General features: G+C 61.9%; 31 protein-coding genes. 15 read left to right on the top strand and 16 right to left on the bottom strand.

The window, feature by feature from the left end:
• Positions 1-245: 245 nt before the first annotated feature.
• Positions 246-1,004: a hypothetical protein gene (locus NKI22_RS12755; RefSeq protein ID WP_352850235.1), complete on the top strand. Its 759-nt coding sequence runs from the start codon at positions 246-248 to the stop codon at positions 1,002-1,004.
• 250 nt (positions 1,005-1,254) lie between these two features.
• On the top strand, positions 1,255-1,737 hold the full coding sequence (locus tag NKI22_RS12750) for a gamma-glutamylcyclotransferase family protein (RefSeq protein WP_352937505.1): 483 nt from the start codon (positions 1,255-1,257) through the stop codon (positions 1,735-1,737).
• 342 nt (positions 1,738-2,079) lie between these two features.
• Here the strand turns inward: NKI22_RS12750 and NKI22_RS12745 are convergent, their stop codons facing one another.
• Both NKI22_RS12745 and NKI22_RS12740 read right to left on the bottom strand, forming a co-directional pair.
• Positions 2,080-2,904: a L,D-transpeptidase gene (locus NKI22_RS12745; RefSeq protein ID WP_352483646.1), complete on the bottom strand. Its 825-nt coding sequence runs from the start codon at positions 2,902-2,904 to the stop codon at positions 2,080-2,082.
• Between the two features lie 175 nt (positions 2,905-3,079).
• Positions 3,080-3,742, bottom strand: coding sequence for a haloacid dehalogenase type II (locus NKI22_RS12740; RefSeq protein WP_352588766.1), 663 nt, complete (start codon positions 3,740-3,742; stop codon positions 3,080-3,082).
• Between the two features lie 151 nt (positions 3,743-3,893).
• Here NKI22_RS12740 and NKI22_RS12735 point away from each other — a divergent pair, with 151 nt between their 5' ends.
• From NKI22_RS12735 to NKI22_RS12720, 4 genes are all read left to right on the top strand, one after another.
• Positions 3,894-4,772 (top strand): branched-chain amino acid aminotransferase, encoded by an 879-nt coding sequence (locus tag NKI22_RS12735; RefSeq protein WP_352850239.1) that lies wholly within the window; start codon positions 3,894-3,896, stop codon positions 4,770-4,772.
• Positions 4,773-4,879: 107 nt separating this feature from the next.
• Positions 4,880-5,476: a superoxide dismutase gene (locus tag NKI22_RS12730; RefSeq protein ID WP_023718413.1), complete on the top strand. Its 597-nt coding sequence runs from the start codon at positions 4,880-4,882 to the stop codon at positions 5,474-5,476.
• Between the two features lie 174 nt (positions 5,477-5,650).
• A complete protein-coding gene (locus NKI22_RS12725; RefSeq protein WP_023718412.1) occupies positions 5,651-6,094 on the top strand; it encodes a c-type cytochrome in 444 nt (147 codons plus the stop codon).
• Positions 6,095-6,103: 9 nt separating this feature from the next.
• Positions 6,104-7,054 (top strand): cytochrome c, encoded by a 951-nt coding sequence (locus NKI22_RS12720; protein WP_023718411.1) that lies wholly within the window; start codon positions 6,104-6,106, stop codon positions 7,052-7,054.
• Between the two features lie 12 nt (positions 7,055-7,066).
• Here the strand turns inward: NKI22_RS12720 and NKI22_RS12715 are convergent, their stop codons facing one another.
• The 3 genes from NKI22_RS12715 to NKI22_RS12705 all read right to left on the bottom strand — a co-directional run bounded on the left by NKI22_RS12715 (position 7,067) and on the right by NKI22_RS12705 (position 10,410).
• Positions 7,067-7,450, bottom strand: a complete 384-nt coding sequence (locus NKI22_RS12715) for an SET domain-containing protein (RefSeq protein WP_023718410.1) — start codon at positions 7,448-7,450, stop codon at positions 7,067-7,069.
• 142 nt (positions 7,451-7,592) lie between these two features.
• Positions 7,593-8,219: a LysE family translocator gene (locus tag NKI22_RS12710; protein WP_352483644.1), complete on the bottom strand. Its 627-nt coding sequence runs from the start codon at positions 8,217-8,219 to the stop codon at positions 7,593-7,595.
• 79 nt (positions 8,220-8,298) lie between these two features.
• Positions 8,299-10,410, bottom strand: coding sequence for a S9 family peptidase (locus tag NKI22_RS12705; RefSeq protein ID WP_352483643.1), 2,112 nt, complete (start codon positions 10,408-10,410; stop codon positions 8,299-8,301).
• A 115-nt stretch (positions 10,411-10,525) separates the two neighbouring features.
• Between NKI22_RS12705 and NKI22_RS12700 the strand changes: the two genes are divergently transcribed.
• Both NKI22_RS12700 and NKI22_RS12695 read left to right on the top strand, forming a co-directional pair.
• Positions 10,526-10,897 carry an SH3 domain-containing protein gene (locus NKI22_RS12700; RefSeq protein WP_023718408.1) on the top strand — a complete coding sequence of 124 codons (372 nt, stop codon included), beginning with the start codon at positions 10,526-10,528 and terminating at the stop codon, positions 10,895-10,897.
• Positions 10,898-11,310: 413 nt separating this feature from the next.
• A complete protein-coding gene (locus NKI22_RS12695; protein ID WP_023677844.1) occupies positions 11,311-11,736 on the top strand; it encodes a Ros/MucR family transcriptional regulator in 426 nt (141 codons plus the stop codon).
• Positions 11,737-11,849: 113 nt separating this feature from the next.
• Here NKI22_RS12695 and NKI22_RS12690 read toward each other — a convergent pair whose 3' ends face one another.
• Both NKI22_RS12690 and NKI22_RS12685 read right to left on the bottom strand, forming a co-directional pair.
• Positions 11,850-12,278, bottom strand: coding sequence for a SufE family protein (locus tag NKI22_RS12690; RefSeq protein WP_023718407.1), 429 nt, complete (start codon positions 12,276-12,278; stop codon positions 11,850-11,852).
• A 113-nt stretch (positions 12,279-12,391) separates the two neighbouring features.
• A complete protein-coding gene (locus tag NKI22_RS12685; protein ID WP_023718406.1) occupies positions 12,392-12,760 on the bottom strand; it encodes a DUF5330 domain-containing protein in 369 nt (122 codons plus the stop codon).
• 520 nt (positions 12,761-13,280) lie between these two features.
• On the opposite strand from NKI22_RS12685, the gene NKI22_RS12680 reads away from it, so the two are divergent.
• From NKI22_RS12680 to NKI22_RS12670, 3 genes are all read left to right on the top strand, one after another.
• Entirely contained in the window at positions 13,281-15,026 is a 1,746-nt protein-coding gene (locus tag NKI22_RS12680) for an ATP-binding protein (protein ID WP_023718405.1), read from the top strand.
• Positions 15,001-15,768, top strand: a complete 768-nt coding sequence (locus NKI22_RS12675) for a peptidoglycan-binding domain-containing protein (protein WP_023718404.1) — start codon at positions 15,001-15,003, stop codon at positions 15,766-15,768. Before NKI22_RS12680 ends, NKI22_RS12675 begins: the two co-directional genes overlap by 26 nt.
• A 94-nt stretch (positions 15,769-15,862) precedes the next feature.
• A complete protein-coding gene (locus tag NKI22_RS12670) occupies positions 15,863-16,210 on the top strand; it encodes a DUF1491 family protein (RefSeq protein ID WP_023718403.1) in 348 nt (115 codons plus the stop codon).
• Positions 16,211-16,214: 4 nt separating this feature from the next.
• Here NKI22_RS12670 and NKI22_RS12665 read toward each other — a convergent pair whose 3' ends face one another.
• Complete coding sequence (locus NKI22_RS12665; protein WP_023718402.1) at positions 16,215-17,225, bottom strand: DUF2336 domain-containing protein; 1,011 nt, start codon at positions 17,223-17,225, stop codon at positions 16,215-16,217.
• A gap of 187 nt (positions 17,226-17,412) precedes the next feature.
• Between NKI22_RS12665 and NKI22_RS12660 the strand changes: the two genes are divergently transcribed.
• Positions 17,413-17,604 (top strand): hypothetical protein, encoded by a 192-nt coding sequence (locus NKI22_RS12660; RefSeq protein ID WP_031193791.1) that lies wholly within the window; start codon positions 17,413-17,415, stop codon positions 17,602-17,604.
• 14 nt (positions 17,605-17,618) lie between these two features.
• On the opposite strand, the gene NKI22_RS12655 is transcribed toward NKI22_RS12660, so the two are convergent.
• The 6 genes from NKI22_RS12655 to NKI22_RS12630 form a co-directional block, all read right to left on the bottom strand.
• A complete protein-coding gene (locus NKI22_RS12655; RefSeq protein WP_352814763.1) occupies positions 17,619-18,167 on the bottom strand; it encodes a DUF1254 domain-containing protein in 549 nt (182 codons plus the stop codon).
• Positions 18,160-18,744 carry a DUF1214 domain-containing protein gene (locus NKI22_RS12650; protein ID WP_023718400.1) on the bottom strand — a complete coding sequence of 195 codons (585 nt, stop codon included), beginning with the start codon at positions 18,742-18,744 and terminating at the stop codon, positions 18,160-18,162. Before NKI22_RS12650 ends, NKI22_RS12655 begins: the two co-directional genes overlap by 8 nt.
• 97 nt (positions 18,745-18,841) lie before the next feature.
• Positions 18,842-21,001 carry a transglycosylase domain-containing protein gene (locus NKI22_RS12645; RefSeq protein ID WP_352814764.1) on the bottom strand — a complete coding sequence of 720 codons (2,160 nt, stop codon included), beginning with the start codon at positions 20,999-21,001 and terminating at the stop codon, positions 18,842-18,844.
• 323 nt (positions 21,002-21,324) lie between these two features.
• Positions 21,325-21,621: a hypothetical protein gene (locus NKI22_RS12640; protein ID WP_352814766.1), complete on the bottom strand. Its 297-nt coding sequence runs from the start codon at positions 21,619-21,621 to the stop codon at positions 21,325-21,327.
• A gap of 247 nt (positions 21,622-21,868) precedes the next feature.
• Complete coding sequence (gene groL / locus NKI22_RS12635; RefSeq protein WP_352788997.1) at positions 21,869-23,488, bottom strand: chaperonin GroEL; 1,620 nt, start codon at positions 23,486-23,488, stop codon at positions 21,869-21,871.
• Positions 23,489-23,590: 102 nt separating this feature from the next.
• Positions 23,591-23,929 (bottom strand): co-chaperone GroES, encoded by a 339-nt coding sequence (locus NKI22_RS12630; RefSeq protein WP_352588754.1) that lies wholly within the window; start codon positions 23,927-23,929, stop codon positions 23,591-23,593.
• A gap of 268 nt (positions 23,930-24,197) precedes the next feature.
• Here NKI22_RS12630 and NKI22_RS12625 point away from each other — a divergent pair, with 268 nt between their 5' ends.
• Together NKI22_RS12625 and NKI22_RS12620 are read left to right on the top strand one after the other, a co-directional pair.
• On the top strand, positions 24,198-24,470 hold the full coding sequence (locus tag NKI22_RS12625; protein WP_023718395.1) for a hypothetical protein: 273 nt from the start codon (positions 24,198-24,200) through the stop codon (positions 24,468-24,470).
• The gene (locus NKI22_RS12620; protein ID WP_023718394.1) at positions 24,467-24,733 is read left to right on the top strand and encodes a DUF1488 family protein; all 267 of its coding nucleotides are present in this window, start codon (positions 24,467-24,469) and stop codon (positions 24,731-24,733) included. Before NKI22_RS12625 ends, NKI22_RS12620 begins: the two co-directional genes overlap by 4 nt.
• On the opposite strand, the gene NKI22_RS12615 is transcribed toward NKI22_RS12620, so the two are convergent.
• Together NKI22_RS12615 and NKI22_RS12610 are read right to left on the bottom strand one after the other, a co-directional pair.
• Positions 24,730-24,954, bottom strand: coding sequence for a hypothetical protein (locus NKI22_RS12615; protein WP_031193831.1), 225 nt, complete (start codon positions 24,952-24,954; stop codon positions 24,730-24,732). The genes NKI22_RS12620 and NKI22_RS12615 overlap by 4 nt on opposite strands.
• Before the next feature lie 44 nt (positions 24,955-24,998).
• Complete coding sequence (locus NKI22_RS12610; protein WP_352588751.1) at positions 24,999-25,214, bottom strand: hypothetical protein; 216 nt, start codon at positions 25,212-25,214, stop codon at positions 24,999-25,001.
• Between the two features lie 266 nt (positions 25,215-25,480).
• Between NKI22_RS12610 and NKI22_RS12605 the strand changes: the two genes are divergently transcribed.
• Complete coding sequence (locus tag NKI22_RS12605) at positions 25,481-25,891, top strand: DUF3168 domain-containing protein (protein ID WP_023718393.1); 411 nt, start codon at positions 25,481-25,483, stop codon at positions 25,889-25,891.
• The last annotated feature ends 117 nt before the right edge of the window (positions 25,892-26,008 follow it).

Raw genomic sequence — 26,008 nt, 5'->3', positions numbered from 1 at the left:
AGAGCGGCCGCTTGGCGGCGATGCGCCGAAGGTCTTGATCGGGGCCGGAAGCGGACCGGCAGGTTCCAGCACCTCCGCAAGGGGCAACGGACGCTGAATCCGGTCGGAACAACGTCTCAGAATTAGCCCAAAGCGGACATCCCGCGTAGCCGTGCCGGATTTTGAAAGTTAGCGACATCGGGCTATTGTTGAGGCTTTCGCAATCCTTTGCAGCGCGGCGCGACGAGCCTTCGCGGGAGACGATCATGTTGAAAGTTACCGAAGAGGAGGTCGAGGAAGTCCGAGAATACTTTGAATGGCAGGCGCCCGACCTCGAAGTGACCTTTATGCAGAAGGTCTACTCGGAAGTCGTCCTGAATACCCGTCACGACGTGTGGGACATTCACACCAACAAGGATCGCTGGTGGGTCATAACCGGCGGCACAAACCTCTACTCTCAGGAGCAGTTCCCAAATATGGACCTTGCTCTGACCTTCCATATTGGCCTGATGCTTCGCATCCCGCGTACGGCAAAACAACAGGAAGACGATCTACGCATACTCCCGTTCGGTCCCGTATTCGAGAAGATGGAAGAAGCCGGCACCGCCGTGACACAGGCGCATAATCTCGCGGACTATCAGGCCGTAGGCGTCCGCTGCCGTGAGGCGCTTCTCGAACTGATCGGCGTCGCGCAGGACTCGGCAATATGGACAGATACACCGCCACAACGTGCGAACTTCCGCGCGTGGACGGAGATCATCTGCAACGATCTTCTGCCGGGCGACACCAACAAAGAGCGTCGCGGGGCCCTCAAGAGTGCGCTTGAGTCCGCATGGACGTTTTCAAACTGGCTGACGCATTCAAAGTCGGCCACCTGGATTGATGCCGAGATGGCGCACTCGTTGATCCAACACGCCATCGGCATGGCGACATCATTGATCATTCGCGAATTACGCGGGGTGCCTCGGGAATGCCCGAACTGCGGCTCGCCGCATCTCGAACCCGAACATGGCGAGAATAACTGAGGCACCCGGTATACTCTGGGAACGACCGCGCTGCGCCGACTGCGGATGGGCCGGCAGGCCGGTTCCAATCCTCGACCTCCAGGATGGACAGCCCATCATCACACGCGAAGGCGAAGAAACCGAAGAGTGCAGCATAATGACGGTACCGCTACGCACGATCCTGAGGCCGGGAAATCCCACCATCGAGGCGCTGAAGAACACAGAGACCGGCCCCCCAGAGCACGTCGTCTATTTTGCCTAGGGGTCCAACATGTCGACCGCCCGGCTGCGCGAACGCATGCCGAGCTGCAAGCCACTCGGCATCGCTACCTTGCCGGGTCATGCGCTCCGTTTTCATAAACGTAGCGTGGACAAGTCCGGGAAGTGCAACGCATTGGCCACTGGCAATGAGAATAGCGTGATCGGAGTCCTGTTCAGCTTCGATCCTGCCGAACGTGCCGAGCTAGATAAGGCCGAAGGCGTCGGAAGCGGCTACGAGCGTGCGACGGTCACGGTCATTAACGCCAAAGGTCGCAGGCGAAAGGTCCTTACCTATCTCGCCACCCCCGACTACATCGACGACAGTCTCAAACCCTATAGCTGGTATAAGGACTTTGTCCTTGCAGGTGGCAGGGAACACGCCCTGTCGCCGGAGTATATTGCCGAATACATCCAGTCGGTTGAGGCGATCGAAGATCCCGACAAGACACGGGACAATAAGCAGCGGGCCACGCTCGGAAGTCTCGGTCGGTGAGACTGTGGTGTCGGTGCGAGTTCCCGGTCCAGACTGCGGACCCGATGTCCGCTTATAGCGCAACGCGTCCAACGCGACGCCGCATTCAGATGTCTGCTTTTGGGCAACCGCAATCAACGTCGTTGCTGCCGGCATCGCGGCGCAAAGCGGTCATCCGACCTGGCCTGCGGAAGACGTATTTGGGTCATGAGCTGTCCACCGGCGGCGTCTGCACAGAGCGCGGCAAAATCCGCTGCTCGGCGTAAACATCGGACCTGAAGGCGGGCACCGGCACGGGCAAGCCGAGGCTCGGCAAAACCAGCAGGAGCCGTGAGCCAATCGCGCCCCCGTGCTTCCGTCAGCTCAGAAGATCGAGTTCGTCACCGCTTTTATCGGGCCGAGCAGGATCGATCCTTCCGGCACGCCGGCGTCGATCGGAATGGCTTTGCGGTTTGCGGTCGCCACCATCGGCTGGCCGATATCGGCCGTCACCACGACCGGCGTCTTGTTCGGCACACGGTCGTAGAGATCGATGATATCCTGGTTCATCAGGCGCACGCAGCCTGACGACACCGACTTGCCGATCGACCGCCATTCCGGCGAACCGTGCAAGCGGTAGAGCGTGTCCTGGTTGCCCTGGAAGAGATAGAGCGCCCGCGCGCCAAGCGGGTTCTTGAGCCCGCCGGGCATGCCGCCATTCTCGGCGCTGTAGGGTTTCAACTCCGGCTGCCGGGAGATCATTTCGTCCGGCGGCGTCCATTTCGGCCATTTCTGCTTCCATTGGACCACGGCATCGCCCGACCATTCGAAACCGGCGCGGCCGAGGCCGACACCGTAGCGGATAGCCTGGCCGCCCGGGCGCACCAGATAGAGGAAGTGATTGGTGGTGTCGACGACGATGGTGCCTGGCTGCTGCCCGGTCGGATCGTCAACGATCTGGCGCAGGAACTGCGGGTCGATCTTGTCGACCGGTATGGCCGGCAGCTCGAAGCCGCCATCCGACATCGGCCCATACATCGTCACATAGTCGCCGAGCGCCGGCTCGACATAGGTCGGCGGCGGTGGCTCGACCGGTTGTTGCGACAGCGTGGTGCAACTGGAGACCGCGACCGAGGCGGCGCCAAGGGCTGCGGCGTTGAGGAAACCGCGACGGCTAAGGCGCAGAGAGGACGATGGGGGTGTGAACATGATTGCCTTTTTTTAAGTCTCAAATCGCAACAAAGCATGAATGCGCCCGGTTGCGCGCGGTTGCCCGAGCAATGCCCGGCGCGATAGGCGGTTCCAATTCTGGCCGCAGGGTGGACAAACAAAGGCAAAGCTGTGACTGGATCGTCACTGTTGCGCCCAGGCAACATGTCCGGCGTCAAACCCCGGAGATCAGACCATCGAGGGATGGCAGGATCAGGGCCGGTGGGAAATCCCGGTATTCCTCTGGGTGATTGGCGCGGTTGATCCACACCGTCCGGAAGCCGAATTTGGTGGCGCCGGCGACGTCCCAGCGGTTGGAGGACTGGAAAGAGACAGCGCCTGGATAGAGGCGCCAGCCCGTGGTGACTATGTCGTAGACCGACGGGTCGGTCTTGAAGCGCCTGACGCTGTCGACGGAAAAGACGTCGTCCAGGACCTGGTCGAGCGCGGCGGACTTGACGGCCGCCTCCAGCATTTCAGGCGAACCGTTGGACAGGATCGCCAGCCTTGCCCCCGATGCCTTGAGCGCCTTGAGCACGGCCGGCACCTCCGGATAGCAGTCCAGCCGCCAATAGGCCTCGAGCAACTTCGCCTTCAGCCCGGCATCGGCGGACGGAACCTTGCGCAGGGCGAAATCGAGTGCCTGCTCGGTGAGCTGCCAGAAATCGGCATAGGCCCCCATCAGCGTCCGCACCCAGGAATATTCCAGCTGCTTTGCGCGCCAGATCTCGGACAGCAACTGGCCGTCCGGCCCGATCTGGTCGGCGTGACGGCGCACGGCCGCGTGCACGTCGAACAGCGTGCCATAGGCGTCGAAAACGTAAGCTGCATGGTGCATGCGACAGTTTTGAGGCTGCGCAAGGCAAGGCGCAAGCGCTGATTGCAGTCCGCCAGCCCGCTGGCCTCAACAAATCTCAGCCAAACCGGTTGACGGCGGCCGCCAAAGCATCTTCCAATGCGCCGCAACAAGCATCGAACGGAACCTGGCAATGACACTGGCGACTGCGGCGCAATCCGCGACATGGACCTTCGTCGACGGCGACTGGTACGAGGGCAACGTTGCCATCCTCGGGCCGCGCAGCCACGCCATGTGGCTCGGCACCAGCGTGTTCGACGGAGCCCGCTGGTTCGAGGGTGTCGCTCCCGACCTCGATCGCCATGCAGCAAGGGTGAACGCCTCGGCGATCGCGCTCGGCCTGAAGCCGACGATGAGCACCGACAGGATCGTCGGGCTGACCTGGGACGGGCTGAAGAAGTTCGACGGTAAGACGGCGGTCTATATCAGGCCGATGTATTGGGCCGAGCATGGCGGCTATATGGGCGTGCCGGCAGACCCGGCCTCGACGCGTTTCTGCCTTTGCCTCTATGAATCGCCGATGATCTCGCCGGCGGGTTTTTCGGTGACGGTGTCGCCGTTCCGGCGCCCGACCATCGAAACCATGCCGACCAACGCCAAGGCCGGCTGCCTTTATCCCAACAACGGCCGGGCCATCCTCGAAGCCACGATGCGCGGCTTCGACAATGCGCTCGTGCTCGACATGCTGGGCAATGTCGCCGAGACCGGGACCTCGAATATTTTCCTGGTCAAGGACGGCCATGTCCTGACGCCGGCGCCGAACGGGACCTTCCTGTCCGGCATCACCCGCGCGCGCACCATGGCCCTGCTTGGCGAATACGGTTTCACGACGACGGAAAAGACGCTGTCGATCCGCGATTTCCTGGAGGCAGACGAAATCTTCTCGACCGGAAACCACTCGAAAGTCGTGCCGGTCACCCGTATCGAGGATCGCAATCTGCAGCCCGGGCCGGTGGCCAAGAAGGCGCGCGAACTCTATTGGGAATGGGCGCATTCGACTTCGCCCGGCTGACCCGCTAAAAAGCGGCCGGCGCTTCGTTTCCGGAGTTGTTCCAGACCAATCCAGTCCTATGTTAGTCCGGTATCGACACCGGATTTTTCCACGAGGGAGTACGACCAATGGCTTTTGAATTGCCCGCCTTGCCCTATGATTACGAGGCTTTGCAGCCTTATATGTCCAAGGAAACGCTGGAATATCATCACGACAAGCACCACAAGGCCTACGTCGACAACGGCAACAAGCTGGCCGCCGAGGCGGGCCTGGGCGATTTGTCGGTCGAAGAGGCCGTCAAACAGTCCTTCGGCAAGAATGCGGGGCTCTTCAACAATGCCGCCCAGCACTACAATCATATCCATTTCTGGAAATGGATGAAGAAGGGCGGCGGCGGCAACAAGCTGCCGGGCGCCTTGCAAAAAGCGGTCGACAGCGATCTTGGCGGCTACGACAAGTTCAAGGCCGACTTCATCGCCGCCGGCACCACCCAGTTCGGTTCGGGCTGGGCCTGGGTCTCGGTCAAGGACGGCAAGCTGGCGATCTCGAAGACGCCGAATGGCGAGAACCCGCTCGTCCATGGCGCGACGCCGATCCTTGGCGTCGATGTCTGGGAACATTCCTACTACATCGATTATCGCAACGCCCGGCCGAAATATCTCGAAGCCTTCGTCGACAGTCTCATCAACTGGGACTATGTGCTCGAACTCTACGAAAAGGCCTGATCCGTTTCAGAAAGCCCCGGCAGAACCGGGGCTTTTCTTTTTCAGCATCAGAACGACAGTTGCAAAAATTTCACGCAAGCGTGAGGCGAAGCGTCGGAATTTTTAAGCCATCCTTGCCGTTTGTCATCGGGGTGGGACCGCACCCTGAATTGCCTTCAACATGGAGCCAAGTGAATGAGAAAGCTTATCCTCGCCATCTCGATGCTCGCCTTCGCCGGTTCGGCGGCATTTGCCGACCCGGTCGCTGACCGGCAGGCCCTGATGAAGGAACGTGGCAAGATCGCCGCCGGCTTGTCGAAAGTGGTCAAGGGCGAGACGCCCTACGACGCAGCTTCGGTGCTGACGGCGTTGCAGGCACTGCAGGCCAATGCCGAGAAATTCCATGCCGGCGTCGACGCGCTGTTCCCGGCGGGCAGCGACATCGGCGACACCACGGCGTCTCCCAAGATCTGGCAGGACATGGCCGGCTTCAAGACGGCTGAAGGCAAGTACCTCGCCGACGTCAAGGCGGCGGTCGCCGCGGCACCTGCGGATGCCGACGCGTTGAAGGCACAGTTCAACACCATCGGCGGCGGCTGCGGCAACTGTCATCAAAGCTACAGGGTGAAAAAAGGCTGATAGCGGGCAATGCCCTTGCTGAAGAAACTCGTCGGCGCCGCCCTCGTTCTGGGCGGCGTCGCCGCGATTGCCGGCTGGTTCCTGTCGGCTCCGGTCAGGCTCGGTGCCGCCACGCTGGCGCAGCTTGGCCCCGGTGACGCTGACAGGGGCAAGCGCATCTTCTACGCTGGCGGCTGCACATCCTGTCATGCCAAGCCTGGCTCGCAAGGCGACGCTCGCCTTCAGCTGGTCGGCGGCCTCGAGCTCAAGACGCCATTCGGCACCTTCGTGCCGCCGAATATCTCGCAGGATACCAAGGACGGCATCGGCGCCTGGTCGGTCGAAGACTTTGCCAACGCCATGCTGAAGGGCGTGTCGCCGTCGGGCGAGCATCTTTATCCAGCATTTCCCTATATTTCATACGCGCGCATGAAGCCGGCCGACATTGCCGATCTCTATGCGTTCCTGAAGACCTTGCCCGCGGTCGCCGGCAAGGCACCCGCCAATTCGCTGGGGTTTCCCTTCAACGTCCGACGCGGCCTTGGTCTGTGGAAATTGCTCTATCTGAGCGACAAGCCGGTCGTTTCCTTTCCCGAAGGCACGCCACAGCCGGTGCAGGCCGGCCGCTATTTGGTCGAAGGCCCCGGCCATTGCGGCGAATGCCACACGCCGCGGGACCTTACCGGCGGTACCAGGAAGAGCCAGTGGCTGGCAGGCGCCGCGGCCGCGGAAGGCAGCGGCATCGTGCCCAACATCACGTCGGGCGAGGGCGGCATCGCCGACTGGTCGGAAGCCGACATCGCCAACTATCTCGAAACCGGCTTCACGCCGGACTTCGATACGGTCGGCGGCGCGATGGTCGACGTGCAACGGAACATGGCCGTGCTGACCCGGGAGGACCGCGCGGCGATCGCCGCCTATCTGAAAGCCGTGCCGCCGCATCCCAACGGCTATCCGGCGCGCAAGAAGCCGGCGAGCTGACGGGCCGTTGGGTCAGCGGTCGCCGAGGAAGTCGAAGCCGGTTTCGAAGAAGTGATTGTAGTCGCAGGTCATTTCCTCGCCGGGCGCAATGTCGCGCAAGGCATAGGTCTCCTCCGGCTGCGAGACGTCGCAATTCGGGCTGTCGGCATGGTTCATGTAGCGCGCATCGTCGGCTTCGAAGACGATGTAATTCGGGTCGCGCCGGTCCGGATAGGCGTAGCGGTCGAGATAGGTTTTGACCGGCCCGGTTTCCCGCTCGTAGGTCTCCACCTCGATGCGCCGGTCGTATTTCGGGTCGAGCTTCCAGACCAGCGTGCCGCGGGCAATGTGGTTTTTGGCAAAGACGCCGATGCCCTGGATGGGCGATTTGTCGAGATAGACATCGACGAGCAACATGGCAGATCCCTGGGTGATTGTGTGTTGGCGCGGCTGTGAAAAGCCGCGCACTGGGTAGCGCGCGGCCTTTGCAATTGCGAGCGGAAAATCAGCTGTGCCTGCCCATTATCCGAAGCCTCATACGGCGTCGCCTGTCGAGGTCCTAGCGCTGTTGCAGCGCCGGCCGGATGCCCAAGGCGCAATAGATGCCGCCGACAGCCTTGCCTTGCCATCTCAGCACCGTCGGGTTTCGGCGCAGGAATGCACCGAGGCCGCCCGCACCCACGGCGAAAACCAGCGTGCTGATGAGGCCCAACAGAACAAAGATCACGCCCAATGTCGCCAGTTGAAGCATCACCGATCCGTTTTCAGGCCGCACGAACTGCGGAAGAAATGCAAGGAAGAAAAGCGCGGTCTTGGGGTTGAGAACCTCGGTCAAAACAGCCTGCCGAAATGCTTTGGTAGCGGGGATCGCAAGTGCGCCGGCGGCCGGATAGGCAGGCGTTTTCTCGATGATCGCGCGAATGCCGAGATAAATGAGGTAGGCTGCGCCGATGTACTTCACGATGCTGAAAAGCGCCGCCGACGTGGCAATGATCGCCGAAATGCCGACGATCGCCATGAAGGTGTGAACCACGTCGCCGGCCGCGATCCCCGCGCCGGTCGCGATGCCAACCCTGGTTCCGGAACTGGTGGCCCGCGCCACGGTCAGAAGGGTGGCCGGACCGGGGATGAAGACAAAGCCAAGCACAACCGCGACATACGCAATCAATGTGGCGAGATCGATCATTGGTGGGCGTCTCCGCAACTCTTACCGCGAATGAAAGCCACGTCTCGGAACGGAAGGCAATGACCGCTCTCCCCCGACTTCACGCGGCTGGTTCGGCCTTGCCTGTTACCTTGAGCGCGAAGGCATAGGTGAACGCGATTTCCTCCAGCCTGGAAAACCGGCCGGAGGCGCCGGCGTGGCCTGAATCCATGTTGATCTTGAACAGAACCGGATTCCCCCCTGTCTTGCGGTCGCGCAACCGCGCCACCCATTTGGCCGGCTCCCAATAGGTGACGCGCGGGTCGGTCAGGCCGGCCAGCGCCAGGATCGGTGGATAGTCGAGTGCGGCGACATTGTCGTAGGGCGAGTAGGCGGCGATGGTCCGGTAATCCTCCGCCGAAGCGATCGGGTTGCCCCATTCCGGCCATTCCGGCGGCGTCAGCGGCAAGCTTGCGTCGAGCATGGTGGTGAGTACGTCGACGAAGGGAACCTCGGCGACGATGCCGCCGAAGCATTGCGGCGCCATGTTGGCGACCGCGCCCATCAGCATGCCGCCGGCCGAGCCGCCTTGCGCGACGATGCGGTCATGCTGCGTATAGCGTTCGGCGACGAGGTGGTGGGCGGCAGCGACAAAATCGGTGAACGTATTCATCTTGTTCGCCCGCTTGCCGTCGTCGTACCAGCCATAGCCCTTGTCCTTGCCGCCGCGGACATGGGCAATCGCGTAGACAAAGCCGCGGTCGACCAGCGAAAACAAATTGGTGTTGAACGCGGCGGGTACGGCTATGCCGTAAGATCCGTAGCCGTAAAGCAGGCAAGGCGCCGATCCGTCGAGCGGCGTGTCGCGGTGGTGGAGGAGCGAGATCGGCACCAGTTCGCCGTCGGCGGCAGGCGCCATCAGCCGGCGCGTGACATAGTGCTCCGGGTCATGGCCGGACGGCACTTCCTGGGTCTTGAGCAGCACGCGCTCGCGGGTGCGCATGTTGTAATCGAAGACCTGCGCCGGCGTCGTCATCGACGAATAGGAAAAGCGCATGATTTCGGTGTCGTATTCGTAGGAGCCGGACAGGCCGAGCGAGAAGGCTTCCTCGTCGAAGGAGATCAGGTGCTCTTCGCCGCTCTTGCGATCGCGCACGACGATGCGTGGCAGGCCTTCCTTGCGCTCCAGCCGGACCATGTGGTCCTTGAAGCCGATTACCGAAAGGATCAGCCGGCCCGCTTCGTGCGGCACCAGTTCCTGCCAGTTGGCGCGCACCGGATCATGGGCCGGCGCCGTCATGATCTTGAAGTCCTTGGCGCCGTCGGCATTTGTGAGGATGAAGAAGATGTCGCCGCCTTCCTCAAGGTCGTACTGCAAGCCGGTCTGGCGTGCCGCAACCAGCTTCGGCTCTGCGGACGGTTCGTTGGCGTTCATGATGCGATATTCCGAGGTCTCATGGTCGTTGATGCCGATCATGATCCACTCGTTGGAGCGTGTGCCGCCGACATCCATGAAGAAGCCCGGATCGGTTTCCTCGTAGATCAGCCGGTCGTTTTCAGGACTATCGCCAAGCGCATGGAACAGCACTTTGGAAGGACGGTGGTTGGGGTCGAGGCGGGTGTAGAAAAAACCGTCATTGCCGGCATCCCACACACCGCCGCCGCCGGTGTCGGGGACCCTGTCCGTCAGATCGTTGCCGCCGGCGAAATCGCGGACGCGCAGCGTGTAGAATTCGGAACCCTTGTCGTCGAAGGCCCAGAGCAGCTTGCGGTGGTCGTCCGAATGATCGACGCCGCCCAGGCGGAAATAGGGCTTGCCCTCGGCCTCGGCATCGCCGTCGAGCAAGATCTGCTTGTCGCCGCCGTCGCGCGCCGTGCGGAAATAACGCGGCTGCTGGCCGCCAAGCTTGAAGGAGGAGCCGTAGGCGTAAGGCCCGTCCTTCATCGGCACGGAAGAATCGTCTTCCTTGATGCGTCCCTTCATTTCCGCGAAAAGCTGTTTCTGCAGTTGGACCGTATCGGCCATCAGCGCCGCCTGGTAAGCATTCTCGGCTTCGAGGTGGGCGCGGATCTGGCCGTCGAGCAGCGACGGGTCCCTGAACATCTCTTGCCAATTCACGGCCCTCAGCCAGGCATAGTCGTCCGTCCGCGTCATGCCGTGATGCGTGTCGAAGATCGGCCGCTTCTCCGGCTGCGGCGGGGTGGCGGTCGGAAACACTGGAGTTCTGGTCATTGCGTCTCGCTGTGGAAGTTACTTGAATGGCGAATGAACACGCCGATCAGCGCGGGTTCAAGGGCTACGATCTATTGTCGTGGTGGCTCTAGAGGACGGGCTGGAGGAGAGGACAATGAATATTTTTTCTCGGACTGCCGCGGCCCTCGCCGTCGCTGCGATGACCCTGGCCAATGCCGGTCAATCTCATGCAACTGCCTTTGCGGCTTGGCAAGTGGCCAATGTGCCGTTCGGCGACACGCTCAATGTGCGCAAATATCCTTCAGGAACTTCGCAGAAGCAGGCCGCCTATCCCAACGGGACGGTTCTGCAGATGACCGGCAAATGCACCGGTGGGATAAACCTGCTCGACATGACCAGCCAAACCTACTGGCAGCAGAAACAGAAGATCCGCCATCGCTGGTGCGAAGTCTGGCACGATCCGGCACAGAGCGGCCAGTTCGTCACCGGCTGGGTCTACGGAAAATACATCACCCCGTTTCAGTGACGCAGCACGCCGCTCCGGCCGACGGCTCACGAGCAACAGTAACGCTTCGCAACCTATGATTTTACTGAATCCGCCGATCGGCCAGGCTGTAATGCTGCGGGCAGGATCAAGCATTGAGCTCTATTTACCTGCTGCCGTCTGTGTAATGGCTGCTTGCCGCGGCGTCAGTCGATGCTGGTCTGACCAGAAAAAACGGCAAAGTTACACTCTGCACGAAAGAGTGAAGCTGAATATGAAAGATTTGACTTGTATCGCTGAATAGAGCGCAAGAAGCGAATTGACTTACTTGACGCTCAGGCCCATTAAGATGGCGCGACGCGAATCGCGGAGGCTTTTTCCTGCACAAGTTCGCGCGATGCCCAACTATCGAAACGGGCGCAAACAGAAACAATTCTCGTTGGGGCCTGAACGCCATGGATATTACCGAAACACCTTCCAGAAACAGTGACGCGCTGATCGAGCTCACCGCCGATGTGGTGGCCGCCTATGTCAGCAACAATCCCGTGCCGGTCGGCGAATTGCCGAACCTCATCGCCGATGTCCATGCCGCTCTCGGGCGCGTCGGCGGGGCCGCCGAGCAGCCGCCTGCCGACAAGCAGAAGCCGGCGGTAAATCCGAAGCGTTCGGTGCATGACGACTACATCATCTGTCTCGAAGACGGCAAGAAGTTCAAGTCGCTCAAGCGTCACTTGATGACCCACTATGATCTGACGCCCGACCAGTATCGCGAAAAGTGGAACCTGGACCCGAGCTATCCGATGGTTGCGCCCAATTATGCGGCCGCCCGTTCGCAGCTCGCCAAGAAGATGGGTCTCGGTCGCAAGCGCAAGGGACGCTGACAAGCGGCTCTTCCGGTTTGACACTCAAGCGGCGCCTTCGGGCGCCGTTTTGTATTGGGGGGAGACCAAGCTCGGGCCGCCAGTTCTTCATACTGCTGGTAATTGCCGTCCGGTCAGGCGGTCTGCTTCAGCGCTGCCTCGGCGTCACGCTTGATACGCTTGACCATCGAGCGAAGACCATTGGCGCGCTGCGGCGACAGGTGCTCGTCAAGTCCGAGTGCCTTTAGCGTTGCCTCTGCGTCGGTCCTCTGGATTTCGCTGGCGGGCCGTCCCGAAAACAGCGCCAGCATGATGGCAACCAGGCCGCGCACGATATGGGCGTCGGAATCGCCCTTGAAGGTAATAACGGGATTGGCACCCTCGCCTTGCTCGGTGGTCAGCCAGACCTGGCTGACGCAGCCGGGCACCTTGTTGGCTTGTATGCGTTGCTCGTCGGGAAATGGCGGCAGCGCTTCACCCAGTTCAATCACATAGCGATAGCGGTCTTCCCACTCGTCGAGCAGGGAAAAGTCGTCGCGGATGGTCTGGATCGTCGTGGTCATTTCCCCGGATATAGTCATCCGGCGCGGCCGCGTCACGGAAAAAGAGGAGAAACGCCGCAGGCGCCGAGAGCGGGGCGCCCTGCGGTTTAGCGATGGATTCGGCCGAAACAGTCTCAGTTCTTTGCCGGCAAGTGCACTTTCGCCGGCAAATCGACTTTCGCCGGCAAGACGATTTCCTCGGGCACGCTGCCGGTGGTCGTCACCGTATCGGGTTCAGCGGCCTTGTCGTCCAGCATGGCGGCCGCGATCTTGGCGGTCTCCTTTGCGCGGGCGGTGATGGTGTGCATTGCCGATTTGCCGGTCTCGCACACGTCCGGCTTGCGCTCGCAGATGCCGGCGATGTCGCCGACGGCTTCGCGCGCGGCAAACAGCGCCTGGAGCGGTCCGACGCTTTCACGGCCCGCATCATCGGAGCCGACACCCAGCGGCAGCGCCAGAAGCACCAGCGAAAACCAGAAAGCAGCTCTTATCAGAAAGCCCATCTGTCTGTCCTTTATGACGGTCATGCATCCGAACCGCACGACCCCTGTACGGCGATATTGGCACGGACGCGCAAAGGACGGCTTGTCCCGAAAGCAACAGTTTTCCTCAAATTTTAGGCAGATTCGAAACGAAGCGTTTTGAAATTCATTTGCCTCGAACGACTTAGATTTTATTCAGCAAAGGGTAACCATCCAACCTGTTGTTTTTCCTGCTCATTTTTTGAACCGGCGACAGTTTGGCGGCCTCGGCCGCAGGTCCAGGCGCGGGCGGTCCGGATAACGCTCCGTTTACTATGGCGGCAATTGCCCCGGTTTTTCGCCGCCGGTATCCCGATATTTGCAGCCGGCCGGGGGGACGATCGGCCCAGCCTTATCCATTCCTTAAACGCTGGATGCGAGTTTCGGATCGACAAAAGCCACCTGCAAAGCAGGGCCGTTCACGACCGGGTGCGTTGAGTTGAGTGCGATCAAGGCCAGATACGCCGAGTTGCCGGGCGCGATAGCCGCCGGTTGCGAACGGATGGTTCATCCGTCCGTCCTCGGCCAGGACGACCGCCGCCGCCACAGCCGGTTCATTGGCGTCATGCTGGCGGCTCCGTTCTTCAGCGCAGGTGCAGCGGTGACGCTGGTCACGTCGGGCATGGGCGCGGCCGTGACTGTGGCTGCGATCTTTGCCGCGTTCGGCCTTTGCTGGTTCGCCGCCCTGCTGGTGGCTGCATCGGGTAAGATCACCCTGGCCGGCCAACTAGCCTTGGTCGTGAGCAGTGTTGCCCTGGGTGCCCTTGTCGCTGCCGCCGGCGGTGTGGCCTCGCCGGTTGCCGTGCTTGCGGTGGCGCTGCCGTTTGAAGCCTGGTGGATCGGCCAGTCGCGCCGTGCCGTGATCTGGGGCGCCATATCGGCCCTTGTCGCAGTCTTGCTGCAGCCTTTCGCCGGTTCCGTCTTGCCGCTCGGCCAGACCGAAATCGCCGCATGGCACTGGCTGGTACCACTGGCCTGGGCGCTCACGCTCTTTCCGCGTGTCGCTCCACTTCGTGGCGCCGCCAACGCACAGCTCGATCCTGCCGGCAGCGACCGGCTCGAAGACCTGATCGACGCTGTCGTGCTGCGAATAGCGGCGCATGGCGAGGTTCTGGACGCCTCGACCAAGGCGCGCACGATGCTGAGGCTGCCGCCGGAGTTGCTTTTCGGCGCCGGGCTTTTCGATCGCATCCATCTGTCCGACCGCGTCCCGTATCTCAGCGCGCTGGCCGATATGCGCGATGGCGCTCTGTCGCGCCGGCTCGACCTTCGCGTCCGGCTGCCGCAGAACAGCGGCGTGACGGCCGACAATTACCGGCCGTTCTCGCTCGAGATGATGCGCGCGCCGGGGCAGGAGACTGTCTTCACGCTCGTTCTGCGCGAGAATGATGAACTGGCCGGACTGCGCCAGGAGCTTGCCGCCGCCAATGAAGCGGCTGCCTCGGCCGAGGTGGCGAAAGGACGCTTCCTTGCCGTCGTCAGCCACGAGCTGCGCACCCCGCTCAATGCCATCATCGGTTTTTCGGACATGCTGCTGCACGAGATGTTCGGCACCTTCAAGGATCCGCGCCAGAAGGAATATGTCGGCTTGGTACGGGATTCGGGCCAGCACCTGCTTGCCGTCGTCACCTCGATACTCGACGTATCGCGGATCGAATCGGGCGCCTATGCGACCGAACCGGAACCGTTCCGCTTCCGCGAAGCGGTCGAGATGTGCCAGTCGATGATGCGCCTGCAAGCCGAGGCAAAAGCCATTGATCTGCAGGCCCAGATCGCGCCGGACGCAGGTGAAATAAATGCCGACCGTCGCGCCGTGCAGCAGATCCTGATCAATCTCGTCTCCAACGCGATCAAGTTCACGCCCGAAGGCGGCAACGTCGTCATCGGCGCCAAGCGGATCGGCTCGCGGCTGCATTTCTGGGTCCGGGACACCGGCATTGGCATCGCCGAGGAAGATTTTGCCAATCTCGGCAAGCCGTTCATGCAGATACAGAACGACTATACCCGTCGGTTCGAAGGCACCGGGCTTGGGCTTTCGCTGGTGAAGGGGCTGGTGGCGCTGCACGACGGCACCATGTCGATCGAAAGCATGCCGGGCGAGGGCACCACGGTAACGATCAGCCTTCCCGTGAACGGCCCGACGGGCCACTCGGCGGAGAAGACCGGCGTGGTGCCGATGTCCGCGGCCAAAGCCAGAGCGGACGGTGGCAAAGGGGAGAGCAATGGGTCGCTCCGCAAAACAGCCTAAGGCGGTCAAACGCCGCGGCAATGCCTTCGAGCACGGAGCGATGGCTCTGGGCAGCCTGATCTCGCGCAACCCAGTTGTGGTCGGCGGCTCCACCGCATTCCTGGTGACGCTGTTCTACGTCTCGGCGAACGCTCTTTGGTACCAGCCCTTTCCGCACGCCGGCGCGTTTTTCGTCACCAGGAGCATCGAGCGCTTTCCCCGGGCGGACAGCGACGAGCCCGAAACCACCATCAACATCGTGCGTCCGGCGGCTGCGCCGATCAAGAGCGACCCGGTCGTCGAGCAGGTCCAGGGCATATTGAAGGATCTCGATTTCTATTCCGGCACCGTCGACGGCATTCCCGGACCGAATACGCGCAAGGCCATCCAGGCCTATCAGCAGAAGGTCGGATTGAATGCCTCCGGCGAGATCGACAGCATTCTGCTGGATCAACTGGGTGCCACGCCGACGACCGCGGCCGTGGTGCCGCATCCCGTGCCGCGGCCGGTCGAAACGGCCGCTGTTCCAGCCGCCATTCCAGCGTCCGCACCGGCAAATGCGGCGGCACCTGATCCCCGCATCGTCAAGATCCAGGCCGGACTGAAAGCTTTCGGCAATGACGACATGCAACTGGACGGCGTCGTCGGCGCACGCACCAAGGCCGCGATCAAGGAATTCCAGGCGCTTTTCGGCCTGCCCGAGACCGGCGAGCCCGACGAGATCGTCTACGTCAAGATGCGCGAGATCGGCCTGACCAACTGAGGGTCGTGACGGCCGCACGCCGGTCGCTCGGCAAAGACCGGTTACAGTCTTCCGGCCAATGCTGTAAGGACCGCCGCATGGCCAGGAATTCTCCATGCGGGTAACCACCGACCTGTGGGTATCGGCGCTGTTGCGTCGGGTTTTCAGCGCCGGCGGCTTTGCCGCCGTGGTCAAGCGCGGCGCCACGGAAGCCGGCGCGGTTTTCGTGCTGGCGCGGGGCAGGCTGGGGGAGATGGCGCTGTTCGGGCCGGCGCCGCAGACGAGCTACGATTCGGCCAGGCCGGACGACCGTTTCTTCAGCCTTCTCGGCGAGGGCGACGATGCCGCCATCTTCGACGCGCGGCTGGAGCGCGAGAAGAAATTCGATCCCGATATCTGGGTGGTCGAGGTCGAGGCGGGCGCCATTCCCGTTGAGGAGCTTATCTCGGTCAAGTTGCCGTAACTTTTCAGACGCGACGCGCCTTTGGGACAGCGGCAACATCGGCGCTGTTCGGCTTGCGCAGGTCGGCGTTTGCGGCGACGCGCCCGGGCTTGCGAACGATTTTCGACACGGTGTCGGCCTTCCAGCCGCGGAGCCTGTCCAACGCCGCGTCGCGGTGCAGCAGGCGGTAGCGGTCGAGGAAGATGCGGATCGCCTGCGGGTGCGGAAACTCGGTCGGATAGATGGTGGCCGTGATCAGGAACGCCTTGTCTTCGCTGAGGTCGAGCGCGCGCAAGGCGGCCAGCAGCGGTGTGTAATTTTGGCTCGTGGTGAGCGTCCGCGCCGTTGAAAAATCGACTTCGAGCGCATCGGCGAGCGCTGTCTGGAAGAATGCCGCATTGCCGGTCAGCGCGGTCTCGCGCAGCTTGACATAGGTTTGCGGCTCGACGAACGGACCGATAGCGGTGCCGCTCTCGGCGCGCATCATGGATCGCAACCGGCGGCGTACTGTTTCGGCGGCATCGGAAGCCTCTTGCCTGTTGGCATCGCTCGCAACCACTTCGGCGTTTTCGGACGCGGCTTTGGCGGTTGTTTCCGGCTGCTGTTGCGACCGCACCAGCGTCGGCCTTTCGAGCACTTTGATGAGATCCGCGATCGTTTGATTGAGATCCTTGCGGCGGGCAATGGCACGGGCATGCGGCAGCCCGTGGCGCCCGATCAGCGCGATGAGGTCGACGTCGCTGAGGGCACGCGAGCGGATGAGCAGCGGAGCGGCGATATCGACCCGCTCCTGGCAAAGCCGCCGCACCAGCGCGGCGGGTGCATATTCGCATTCGGAAAGGGCTGCCGCGACGTAGCGGCGCGATTCGACCGAGACATTGTCGAAAAGCGGCAGCGTCAGGTCTTCGAGCTGCGCGATCTCGCGGCGTGAAGGTCGGGTGAGCGAACAGAACGCCGACACCGCGGCGCGGAACAGCCTCTCGGCCTTTCCCGATTCAGCTCCTGCTGCGATTTGCCTGAAATCCGAAGCTGACACGAAGGATACGCCCGACACTCGACACGATCTGGACTGCGCTCTGCCGGGCTGTACCGGTTTCGCGTTTCCCAAGAACAAAGATCAATTTAGCGGCGATCCGTTAGCGCTCCGTTAACCTACTGCCTCCTTAATCGACTATGGAGGCGTTGCGTTGTGCTCCGGGGCAACCGAGAGGAATACGCGAACCATGGGCATGGTACTGTCTTTCGTGCCGCGAACGGCGGCAACCAATCGAGCACAACAAACCGCGGGAACGCCGGCGGCGGTGATCATCTTTCCCGGGGTCCGCTACGAGCAGCGGCCGCTGACCGGCGAGACGCGGCCGGTCGGCCCCGATAAGCCGGGACCTTCGGGGACATTGCCGGTACCGCATCACTGAGCATCGGAAGTGGGTTAAAAATCCTGCAGTTCGCAGGAACTCTGTTCGAGAAACCGCGAGACGATCGGCTTCCAGCTGTCGTCGGGCACGAACGAGCGGATGACGAACATGCCTTCCGCTATCGGCGCTTCGACGAAGATCGCCCCTTGCAGTTCCGCGGGAAGATTCTTGCGGACCTCGATCATCTGCGCCGGCGTCAGCACCACGGTGTCGAGCACGCCTGCGGTCGCGCTGCGGTCGTTGAACGAGTAGATGTTGTGGCCGCCGCGGTCATAGACCGATATCGACCAGAACGGCACCTTTCTCGGCGCCTTGACCCGCACCATCCCCTCGGCAAGGTCGAAGCGGCAAGCCGCCGCATAAAACAGCGGATCGACCGATTTCACCACCGGCGCGCCGCCGGCTTCCGCGTCGAGCCTGGTCATCTTGTAGAGATCCGAAGCCATGGCCAATCGCGACCAGGCGTCGCGTTCGGAAAACTCGGGGACGAGCAGCAGCACGATGATGTGCACGATGCCGCCGCCAAGCAGGCCGAGCAGCACGGCATGCAGCAGGCTACGCATTGCAGCCGACCTTCTGGATCTGCGGCAGCGTGACGTCCGAGAGGCCGGTGCTGCTGGCGATCGGCGTGTCATAGAACGTGAGCACGAAGTACATCCCGCCGGCGCCGCTGGTCAGCAGCCAGTTGTCGGGCGCCGGGCGGCTGCCGACGGAAATGATCACCGAATTGTCGGCCTCGCGCAGCACTTGATAGGACTGCAGCGCAGCCAGCCTCGGCTTGCCGGTCTCGATCACGCCAAGCGACCGATCTGCGGCATAGAGGGTCCAGAACCGGGCCGTGGGAAAGCCGCCCGCAATCTTGTAGGCACATTGCCGCTTGAGTTGCTCGCCGCCGGAATCGCGCTCGGCGATGAAGGACAGTCCTTCCGCCTGTCCGAGCGCCAGCACGCCTTCGCGCGCCACGCGGGCCTTCGAATAAGGATCCGCCGTCGGCGTGCCGATATCGGGGAAGGCGGTCCATTGGCCGATCCTGATGGCGCCGACGCCGTCCTGCAGCTTCAGTGCATACCAGACGCTGCCGCCACCGCCGACGACGGCGATGGCAAGCGAAAGCAGTGTCAGGAAGGCATTCTTGAGCATGAGGAGCCGGGGAACCGAAGGCCGGGGACTGAAAGACTGTCGCTCGGGATATCGCGGTGCGGGGGCTTGTGGCAAGCGGCCCTGTGGAATTGACCGCTCAGAGCGCCGAGAGGGTCTCCGGTGCAGCGGGCGCGTCGAGCACGGGTGCCGCCTGGAACAGCTTGGTGAGTTCCTTCAGGGTCTGGGTGGTCCGGCTGGACAGCACCGGCGGACGCTCGGCGGCGGCATCGGCTGCTGCCTGTTCGGCGCTCTTCTTTTCCGCTTCCTCGGCCTTGGCAGCGATTTCGGCATCGACGAAGGGGTGATCGAGGCCAGGGATCGGTCTGAGGTCGATATTCTGGTGCGCATAGAGCATCAGGCGCTGCCACACCATGGCCGGCAGCGTGCCGCCGGTCATCTTGTTGGTCGCGGTGAAGTCGTCATTGCCGAGCCAGACGGCAGCCGTGTAGTTGCCGGTAAAGCCGACAAACCACGCATCACGATAGGACTGGGTCGTGCCGGTCTTGCCGGCGATAACGATGTTTGGAAGGGCCGCGCGCCGCGCCGTGCCGATCACCGGAACCGCTGCCAGCATGGTGTTCATGTATTTGAGCGCCTGCTCCGACAGCACCCGATGCGGCGGCGGCGCATCCTTGGCGAAGTCGTAGACAACCTCGCCGGTGCGGGTGAAGAGTTGGCTGACGCCATGCCGGGTTCCGGCAAAGCCGTTCTGGGCGAACACGCTGTAGCCCGTCGCCTGGTCCATCACGGTCATGCCCGATGTGCCGAGCACCATGGTCTTGTGTGATTCCAGCGGCGACTCGACGCCCATCGCCTCGGCCATCGCCTTGATCGGCTTGATACCGAGATAATCCTTGGCAAGCCGCACGGGCACGGTGTTGATCGATTTGGCCATCGCTGTGATCAGCGTGACGTTGCCGGCCGACCCGCCATTGTAATTGTGGGGCGACCAGCTGCCCCAGGAGATCGGTCCGCCGGAAACCACCGAATCCGGCGTGAAGCCATGCTCCATCGCCGTTGCATAGACATAAGGTTTGAAAGAGGAGCCGGTCTGGCGAAGCGCCTTGGTGGCGCGGTTGAACTGGCTGGCGCCGTAGTCGCGGCCGCCGACGATCGCCCTGACCGCGCCGTTGGTCTCGATGACGACGATCGCGCCCTCGGTGACGTTGTATTCCTTGCCGAACTGGCGGAGGTGGAATTCCATCGATTCTTCGGCCGCCTTCTGGATGTTGGCGTCGAAGGTGGTGTGGGCGACGAGCGAGTGCTGGCCGCTTTTGGCGGCGATTTTCTTGACCTCTTCGAAGGCCCAATCGAGATAATAGTCGGGGCTTTTCTGCTCGCCGCGATCAACGATTTCGGCCGGGTGTAATCTTGCCTGCAGCACCTGGCCTTCGGTCATGAAGCCGGAATCGACCAGGTTGGACAGCACGACATTGGCGCGCGCCCGGGCGGCGGGCAGGTTTATGTGCGGCGCATATTTGGTCGGTGCCTTGAACAGGCCGGCCAGCATCGCCGCCTCGGCAAGGTTCAGGTCCTTGACGCTCTTGCCGAAATAGAAATCTGCCGCCGCCTCGATGCCGAAGGTGCCGCCGCCCATATAGGCGCGGTCGAGGTAAAGCTGCAGGATTTCCTTCTTCGACAGATTGGCTTCGAGCCATAGCGACAGGAAGGCTTCCTTGATCTTGCGCTCGAATGTCCGCTCATTGGTCAGGAACAGGTTCTTGGCCAGCTGCTGGGTGATGCTCGAGCCGCCCTGGACGACAGAATTCGCCCGTACGTTCTCGAATATGGCCCGCGACAGGCCGAGCACGTCGATGCCGTAATGGTCGAAGAAGCGCCGGTCCTCGGTGGCCAGCACCGCCTTGATGACATGGTCGGGCATCTCGTCGACCGGCACCGAATCGCGCTGGATAATGCCGCGCTGGCCGATCTCGTTGCCGTAGCGGTCGAGGAAGGTGACGGCGAAGTCGCCCTGCGTGCGCCAGTCGCCGGCGGTTATCTGAAAGGCCGGCAAGGCCAGCGCCAAAAGCACAACGATGCCGCCCGCACCGAGCGTAAATCCTTCACTCAACAGTTCAATCATGCCGCGGCGCCAGCCGCCGACGCGGAAACGCCGCGAGAAGATGGTCGCCGCTTCCCAGAACTGACGCGCCCTGAAGCCGATTTCGTAGACCGAGGAATCGATCCACGCATCCACCACCAGCAGCCTTGCCGCGATCGGACCTCTTCTCTTGCGTGGTTCCAAAGGACTGGCCATTCCAGGATCCGGCTGCGGCGATGCCGCCAACTGAGAAACCGCATGCCGGCAATTTCAGGGCGGCGCGCCTTGCAAGACTATTCGTCCATTTTGGTGCTGCCGACAAGGGCGATGAAGGTAAGGGCGATGAAGATATAGCGGGCGGTTCGTCGAGGGGAAGACGGCTCCGCGAGGCGTCAGCGCAGGATGTTGGCTGCCCTGCGCGAGTAGGTGGTGCCGTCGAGTTGGGCTAGCATGAAGGTCGGCACGCGCCAGCGTCGGCAGCAGCGACGCCGACCGGATGCCGTTTGCCGTGCGGAATTCACCCGTTGCCGCTCCATTGCTCAACTTGGGCGGCTCAACCTGGGCGGCTCCACGATGGTCCAGTCGAGCCTGGATTGAACGATCAGGCTTTCCTTCACCTCGTGGTCCGCCACCTCATGGCGCAGAACCAACGGTACGATGACGCCGCCAAGTAGCGGCCCCAGTTGCCGCCGCTCGGAGATAAGCTTGACCGCACCATGCAGGCACTGACGGCGCTTGTGCGTTCGGGCAAGAATCGCATTCAGCTGGCGCTGATCAGCGACGAGACGCGATAAGGGTCTGGTGCCGCGCTTGCGCGGGGTGCCGAGGATTGGCAATCGTCACATGGGACGCTTGTCCGCGATCTTTTTCGGGTCGCGGCCTATCGTGCCGGCGTCGGCTTTCCTGTGCTTGTCGGCAAGCCTGCGAATGCGATCGAAGCGGCTTTCCTCTGCCACTTTGGTCTTCGTGGCTGCATTTGGCTTCGGGACGAATGCGATTATGGATCGATCTCCTTGCCGATGGCGCGCGCCGGGGAATATCCCCCGGCGGCTGTCTTTCAGGCTTGTTTCCGGCAGCGGCTGGTCAATAGCCCATGCCGCCGGGCGAAGCAGCGGCTTCCTTGGCTGAAACGTCTGTGATCATGGCCTCAGCAGTGATCAGTAGCGCCGCAATCGAGCCCGCGTCCTGCAGCGCCGTCCGCACCACCTTCGCGGGGTCGACGATGCCGGCCTTGATCATGTCGACATAGACCTCGTTCTGGGCATCGAAGCCCTGATTGTGGTCCTTGCTGTCGGCGAGTTTGCCGACGACAATCGAACCTTCGACGCCGGAATTCTCGGCGATCTGCCGGATCGGCGCTTCGAGCGCTCTCGACACGATCGAAATGCCCGCCGTTACATCGGCATTGGCTCCGGTCAGCCCGTTCAGCACAGCCTTGGCGCGCAGCAACGCGACGCCGCCGCCGGGAACGATGCCTTCCTCGACGGCCGCGCGGGTGGCGTTCAGCGCATCGTCGATGCGGTCCTTCTTTTCCTTGACCTCGGATTCGGTGGCGCCGCCGACGCGGATGACGGCAACGCCGCCCGCCAGCTTGGCGAGACGTTCCTGCAGCTTCTCCTTGTCGTAGTCGGAAGTGGTTTCCTCGATCTGCCCCTTGATCTGCTGGACGCGCGCCTGGATGGTGGCCTTCTCGCCGGCGCCGTCGATGATCGTGGTGGTGTCCTTCTCGATCAGCACGCGCTTGGCGCGGCCGAGCATGTCTATGGTGATGTTCTCCAGCTTGATGCCGAGATCCTCGGAAATCATCTGTCCGGCGGTGAGCACGGCGATGTCTTCCAGCATCGCCTTGCGGCGGTCACCGAAGCCAGGCGCCTTGACGGCCGCGACCTTGAGGCCGCCGCGCAGCTTGTTGACGACCAGCGTCGCCAGCGCTTCGCCCTCGACGTCCTCGGAGATGATCAACAGCGGCCTGCCGCTTTGCACCACGGCTTCGAGGATGGGCAGCAGCGCCTGCAGATTGCCGAGCTTCTTTTCGTGGATGAGCACGTAAGGGTCTTCCAGCTCGGCGCGCATCTTCTCGGCATTGGTGACGAAATAGGGCGAGAGATAGCCGCGGTCGAACTGCATGCCTTCGACGACGTCGAGTTCGGTTTCGGCGGTCTTGGCCTCCTCAACGGTGATGACGCCGTCATTGCCGACCTTGTCCATCGCCTTGGCGATCATGGCACCGACGCTGGTGTCGCCATTGGCGGCAATGGTGCCAACCTGCGCGATCTCGCCTGAGGACTTGACCTTCTTGGCTCGAGCCTGGATTTCCTTGACGACGGCGGTGACGGCAAGGTCGATGCCGCGCTTGAGGTCCATCGGGTTCATGCCGGCGGCAACGAATTTGGCGCCCTCGCGCAGGATGGAAGCGGCAAGCACCGTGGCGGTGGTGGTGCCGTCGCCGGCGAGGTCGTTGGTCTTCGAGGCCACTTCGCGCACCATCTGTGCGCCCATGTTCTCGAACTTGTCGGAAAGTTCGATTTCCTTGGCCACAGTCACCCCGTCCTTGGTGATGCGCGGCGCGCCATAGGCCTTGTCGATGATGACGTTGCGGCCCTTAGGGCCGAGCGTCACCTTGACGGCGTTGTTGAGGATTTCGACACCGCGCAGCATGCGGTCACGCGCGTCGGTGGAAAATTTGATTTCTTTGGCAGACATGATTTTTTCCAGTTCGGTTGGTTGTGGCAAGACGCTTGCAGCGCGCCTGAATCAAAGCTTGGAGCATCCTTTGCGCGCCCGGCAGGGCGCGCGGCATTCCAGTCAGGCGGCCTTCTTGGCAGCCACGGTTTTGTCGATGATGCCCATCTCGCTCTTCTCGATGATGCCCATGATGTCGGCCTCCTTCATGATCAGAAGGTCCTCGCCGTCTATCTTGACCTCGGTGCCGGACCATTTGCCGAACAGGATGAGGTCGCCGGCCTTGACGTCGAGCGCCATCAGCGCGCCGCTTTCGTCCCGCGCGCCCGGCCCGACGGCGATCACTTCGCCTTCCTGCGGTTTTTCCTTGGCATTGTCGGGGATGATGATGCCGCCCTTGGATTTGGTGTCGCTTTCGGCGCGCCGAATGACGACGCGATCGTGGAGTGGCCGGAATTTCATGGGGACTCTTTCTGGGGCCGGCTTAGGCGGCCGCCCCTCTCTATAGGCGCCTTGGCACTCGATTGATAGGAGTGCCAAAAAATATTCATGGGGTATGTCAAATATTGAATGAATTGGGTATGTCAAATATTGAATGAATTATTTTGCCTGGCTATCCCTTGGTGTTCGGGCATTGCCGAATATTAATGAAATTGAATTTCTGTCTTTGAACACCTATTTTATGGTGAAGTTCACACTCACGACTTTCGCTGCAAGGGAGATTTTACCGATGGCCGAAGGCAATCAGAACATCATGGAAAAAGCTCAGGCTCGCTTCATGGAAAATCAAAAGAAAACGGCGGAGCGGAACAAGGCAACTGCCGAATATCTCTCGGAGGCCAAGGCCAGGGCGATCAAAACGGCAAGACTGAGGGAATTGCGACTGGCCAAGGAAGAGGCGGATCGCGCGGCGGCAGCTCTGAATCCGGTCGCCCCAAAGAAGAAGCGGGCGGCGCGGACAGTCAAGCAGGCCGTATCCGCATCGACGGAGGCCAAATCATGAGCCTGACATTTCCCAATCCCAGCCGCAGCTACGACGAGGCAAGCAAACGCATCCGCTTCGTCGGCCATGACGGCATGTTCCAGATTTCCTTCTCTGTCGCAACCGATGCCATCTCCAAAGTGCAGCCGGGAACGGCGGCCTCGGAAGCTACCTATCTGGCGGCCTTCGACACGGCTTCCAGCTCGATCCACGATGTCGCCAGGAATGCCTATGCCCGCACCCGCAGGAGCATATATGTGCTGACTGCGGCCGATTTTCGCTAGATCCGTCGCGATCCGTCCACAAGACGCTTTCTCGGGGCTTCCGGTCCGCCTGCATCCGCCGCGATGTCACGACTGTTCAGCCGATCGACCATCGCGTGCGCATCGCACGTGTTCATGCCGACCATGGATTGCTGCTTGAGCTCGACAGGCTGGCCGGTGAAGACGTAGAAGACGGTCCAGCTGTGAGGACGTTCCATACGCAGCGCGTAGCGGTTTGCCATCTTGGCATCCTTTAGTTTCCGCCCGATCGATGAATGTCGCTCGGTCAGGCTTGGGCGACGAAGAATATTGCCGCCAGGATAAGCACCGTCCACAAAACGACGAACAGCTTCAGGGCCAGGCTACCGTGCGCCGAGAGCAGCTCCCGAGTGCGGTTGACCAAATTCTTGATGGTCATCGACATGGTCGGCGCCGCAATCGCGACCGGCCGCGCCCTGACCCCAAGCTTTCCGAAAACAGGCAGCAGCGATGGCTCGCGCACGAAAACGACCTCGAATGTTTGGAAACCAGAATCTTCATAGCATCGTTCTTCGAACGCCCTGCACGCCAAATGAATTCGCGTCACCCTCAAGGGCGTCCGTGACGCGAAAGGCCGCGGCGTCGCGGGTTCCAGTAGCAGGGCTTATTCCCGAGATCATGAAGGTTCATAATCCGTATGAGACGCGCTGATTCGCGCTTTGCCGGGATGCCGCCATGCAACGCAGCTACGCAGCAGGGAGGTCGACGCGACGGGCGAGGGGAAAGACAATGACCGCGCCACCCGTCGAATTGCAGAAGGCCATATTCGAGGCAGTGAATGGCGATCCCGATTTATCGGCGGCACTGGGCGACGCAAGATTGTTCGACCGTGCGCCGGAAAATGTTGCGTTTCCCCACATGACCTTCGGCCGCACCAGCGTTTACGACTGGGCTACGGGCACGGAGAACAACGCCGAGCAGTTGCTGACGCTGCATGTCTGGTCGAAGTCCGAGGCCAGCAAGGAAACGCTCGACATCATGGACCTGGTCAGCGCCCGCTTGCGAGATGCGGCACTCTCGCTTGGCGAACATCGCCGCGCCTATCTCAAGCTCGAATTCGCCGAAGCCCGCTACGACGAGGACCTTTCGGCCCATCACGGGCTGCTGCGTTTCCGCGCCATGATCGAGGATGAGGGCTGACCGCCGGGCACTTTCCGTAAGAATCGGGCAATTTTGTTCTTGCTTTGTGCCGGCAGCTATGCTACTAATTTCACTATGGTGCTGATTGGCGCCAACGACCCGCCGCCGAGCGGGTTT

The organism is Mesorhizobium sp. M0778 (genome assembly GCF_040320105.1).
In the GTDB taxonomy this organism is placed as follows: Bacteria; Pseudomonadota; Alphaproteobacteria; order Rhizobiales; family Rhizobiaceae; genus Mesorhizobium.
Note: the sequence above shows the minus strand (reverse complement) of the source record. Positions and strands in the feature narration are given on the sequence as shown.

What these genes read in the sequence shown, in the direction of transcription:
- NKI22_RS12740 (WP_352588766.1), bottom strand. Translation starts at nt 3,742, where the DNA reads ATGCACCATGCAGCTTACGTTTTCGACGCCTATGGCACGCTGTTCGAC.
- NKI22_RS12730 (WP_023718413.1), top strand. Translation starts at nt 4,880, where the DNA reads ATGGCTTTTGAATTGCCCGCCTTGCCCTATGATTACGAGGCTTTGCAG.
- NKI22_RS12690 (WP_023718407.1), bottom strand. Translation starts at nt 12,278, where the DNA reads ATGACCACGACGATCCAGACCATCCGCGACGACTTTTCCCTGCTCGAC.
- NKI22_RS12755 (WP_352850235.1), top strand. Translation starts at nt 246, where the DNA reads ATGTTGAAAGTTACCGAAGAGGAGGTCGAGGAAGTCCGAGAATACTTT.
- groL (WP_352788997.1), bottom strand. Translation starts at nt 23,488, where the DNA reads ATGTCTGCCAAAGAAATCAAATTTTCCACCGACGCGCGTGACCGCATG.
- NKI22_RS12750 (WP_352937505.1), top strand. Translation starts at nt 1,255, where the DNA reads ATGTCGACCGCCCGGCTGCGCGAACGCATGCCGAGCTGCAAGCCACTC.
- NKI22_RS12720 (WP_023718411.1), top strand. Translation starts at nt 6,104, where the DNA reads ATGCCCTTGCTGAAGAAACTCGTCGGCGCCGCCCTCGTTCTGGGCGGC.
- NKI22_RS12625 (WP_023718395.1), top strand. Translation starts at nt 24,198, where the DNA reads ATGGCCGAAGGCAATCAGAACATCATGGAAAAAGCTCAGGCTCGCTTC.
- NKI22_RS12605 (WP_023718393.1), top strand. Translation starts at nt 25,481, where the DNA reads ATGACCGCGCCACCCGTCGAATTGCAGAAGGCCATATTCGAGGCAGTG.
- NKI22_RS12645 (WP_352814764.1), bottom strand. Translation starts at nt 21,001, where the DNA reads ATGGCCAGTCCTTTGGAACCACGCAAGAGAAGAGGTCCGATCGCGGCA.
- NKI22_RS12725 (WP_023718412.1), top strand. Translation starts at nt 5,651, where the DNA reads ATGAGAAAGCTTATCCTCGCCATCTCGATGCTCGCCTTCGCCGGTTCG.
- NKI22_RS12620 (WP_023718394.1), top strand. Translation starts at nt 24,467, where the DNA reads ATGAGCCTGACATTTCCCAATCCCAGCCGCAGCTACGACGAGGCAAGC.
- NKI22_RS12695 (WP_023677844.1), top strand. Translation starts at nt 11,311, where the DNA reads ATGGATATTACCGAAACACCTTCCAGAAACAGTGACGCGCTGATCGAG.
- NKI22_RS12650 (WP_023718400.1), bottom strand. Translation starts at nt 18,744, where the DNA reads ATGCTCAAGAATGCCTTCCTGACACTGCTTTCGCTTGCCATCGCCGTC.
- NKI22_RS12655 (WP_352814763.1), bottom strand. Translation starts at nt 18,167, where the DNA reads ATGCGTAGCCTGCTGCATGCCGTGCTGCTCGGCCTGCTTGGCGGCGGC.
- NKI22_RS12680 (WP_023718405.1), top strand. Translation starts at nt 13,281, where the DNA reads ATGGTTCATCCGTCCGTCCTCGGCCAGGACGACCGCCGCCGCCACAGC.
- NKI22_RS12630 (WP_352588754.1), bottom strand. Translation starts at nt 23,929, where the DNA reads ATGAAATTCCGGCCACTCCACGATCGCGTCGTCATTCGGCGCGCCGAA.
- NKI22_RS12660 (WP_031193791.1), top strand. Translation starts at nt 17,413, where the DNA reads ATGGGCATGGTACTGTCTTTCGTGCCGCGAACGGCGGCAACCAATCGA.
- NKI22_RS12745 (WP_352483646.1), bottom strand. Translation starts at nt 2,904, where the DNA reads ATGTTCACACCCCCATCGTCCTCTCTGCGCCTTAGCCGTCGCGGTTTC.
- NKI22_RS12615 (WP_031193831.1), bottom strand. Translation starts at nt 24,954, where the DNA reads ATGGCAAACCGCTACGCGCTGCGTATGGAACGTCCTCACAGCTGGACC.
- NKI22_RS12670 (WP_023718403.1), top strand. Translation starts at nt 15,863, where the DNA reads ATGCGGGTAACCACCGACCTGTGGGTATCGGCGCTGTTGCGTCGGGTT.
- NKI22_RS12735 (WP_352850239.1), top strand. Translation starts at nt 3,894, where the DNA reads ATGACACTGGCGACTGCGGCGCAATCCGCGACATGGACCTTCGTCGAC.
- NKI22_RS12705 (WP_352483643.1), bottom strand. Translation starts at nt 10,410, where the DNA reads ATGACCAGAACTCCAGTGTTTCCGACCGCCACCCCGCCGCAGCCGGAG.
- NKI22_RS12675 (WP_023718404.1), top strand. Translation starts at nt 15,001, where the DNA reads ATGGGTCGCTCCGCAAAACAGCCTAAGGCGGTCAAACGCCGCGGCAAT.
- NKI22_RS12715 (WP_023718410.1), bottom strand. Translation starts at nt 7,450, where the DNA reads ATGTTGCTCGTCGATGTCTATCTCGACAAATCGCCCATCCAGGGCATC.
- NKI22_RS12700 (WP_023718408.1), top strand. Translation starts at nt 10,526, where the DNA reads ATGAATATTTTTTCTCGGACTGCCGCGGCCCTCGCCGTCGCTGCGATG.
- NKI22_RS12710 (WP_352483644.1), bottom strand. Translation starts at nt 8,219, where the DNA reads ATGATCGATCTCGCCACATTGATTGCGTATGTCGCGGTTGTGCTTGGC.
- NKI22_RS12685 (WP_023718406.1), bottom strand. Translation starts at nt 12,760, where the DNA reads ATGGGCTTTCTGATAAGAGCTGCTTTCTGGTTTTCGCTGGTGCTTCTG.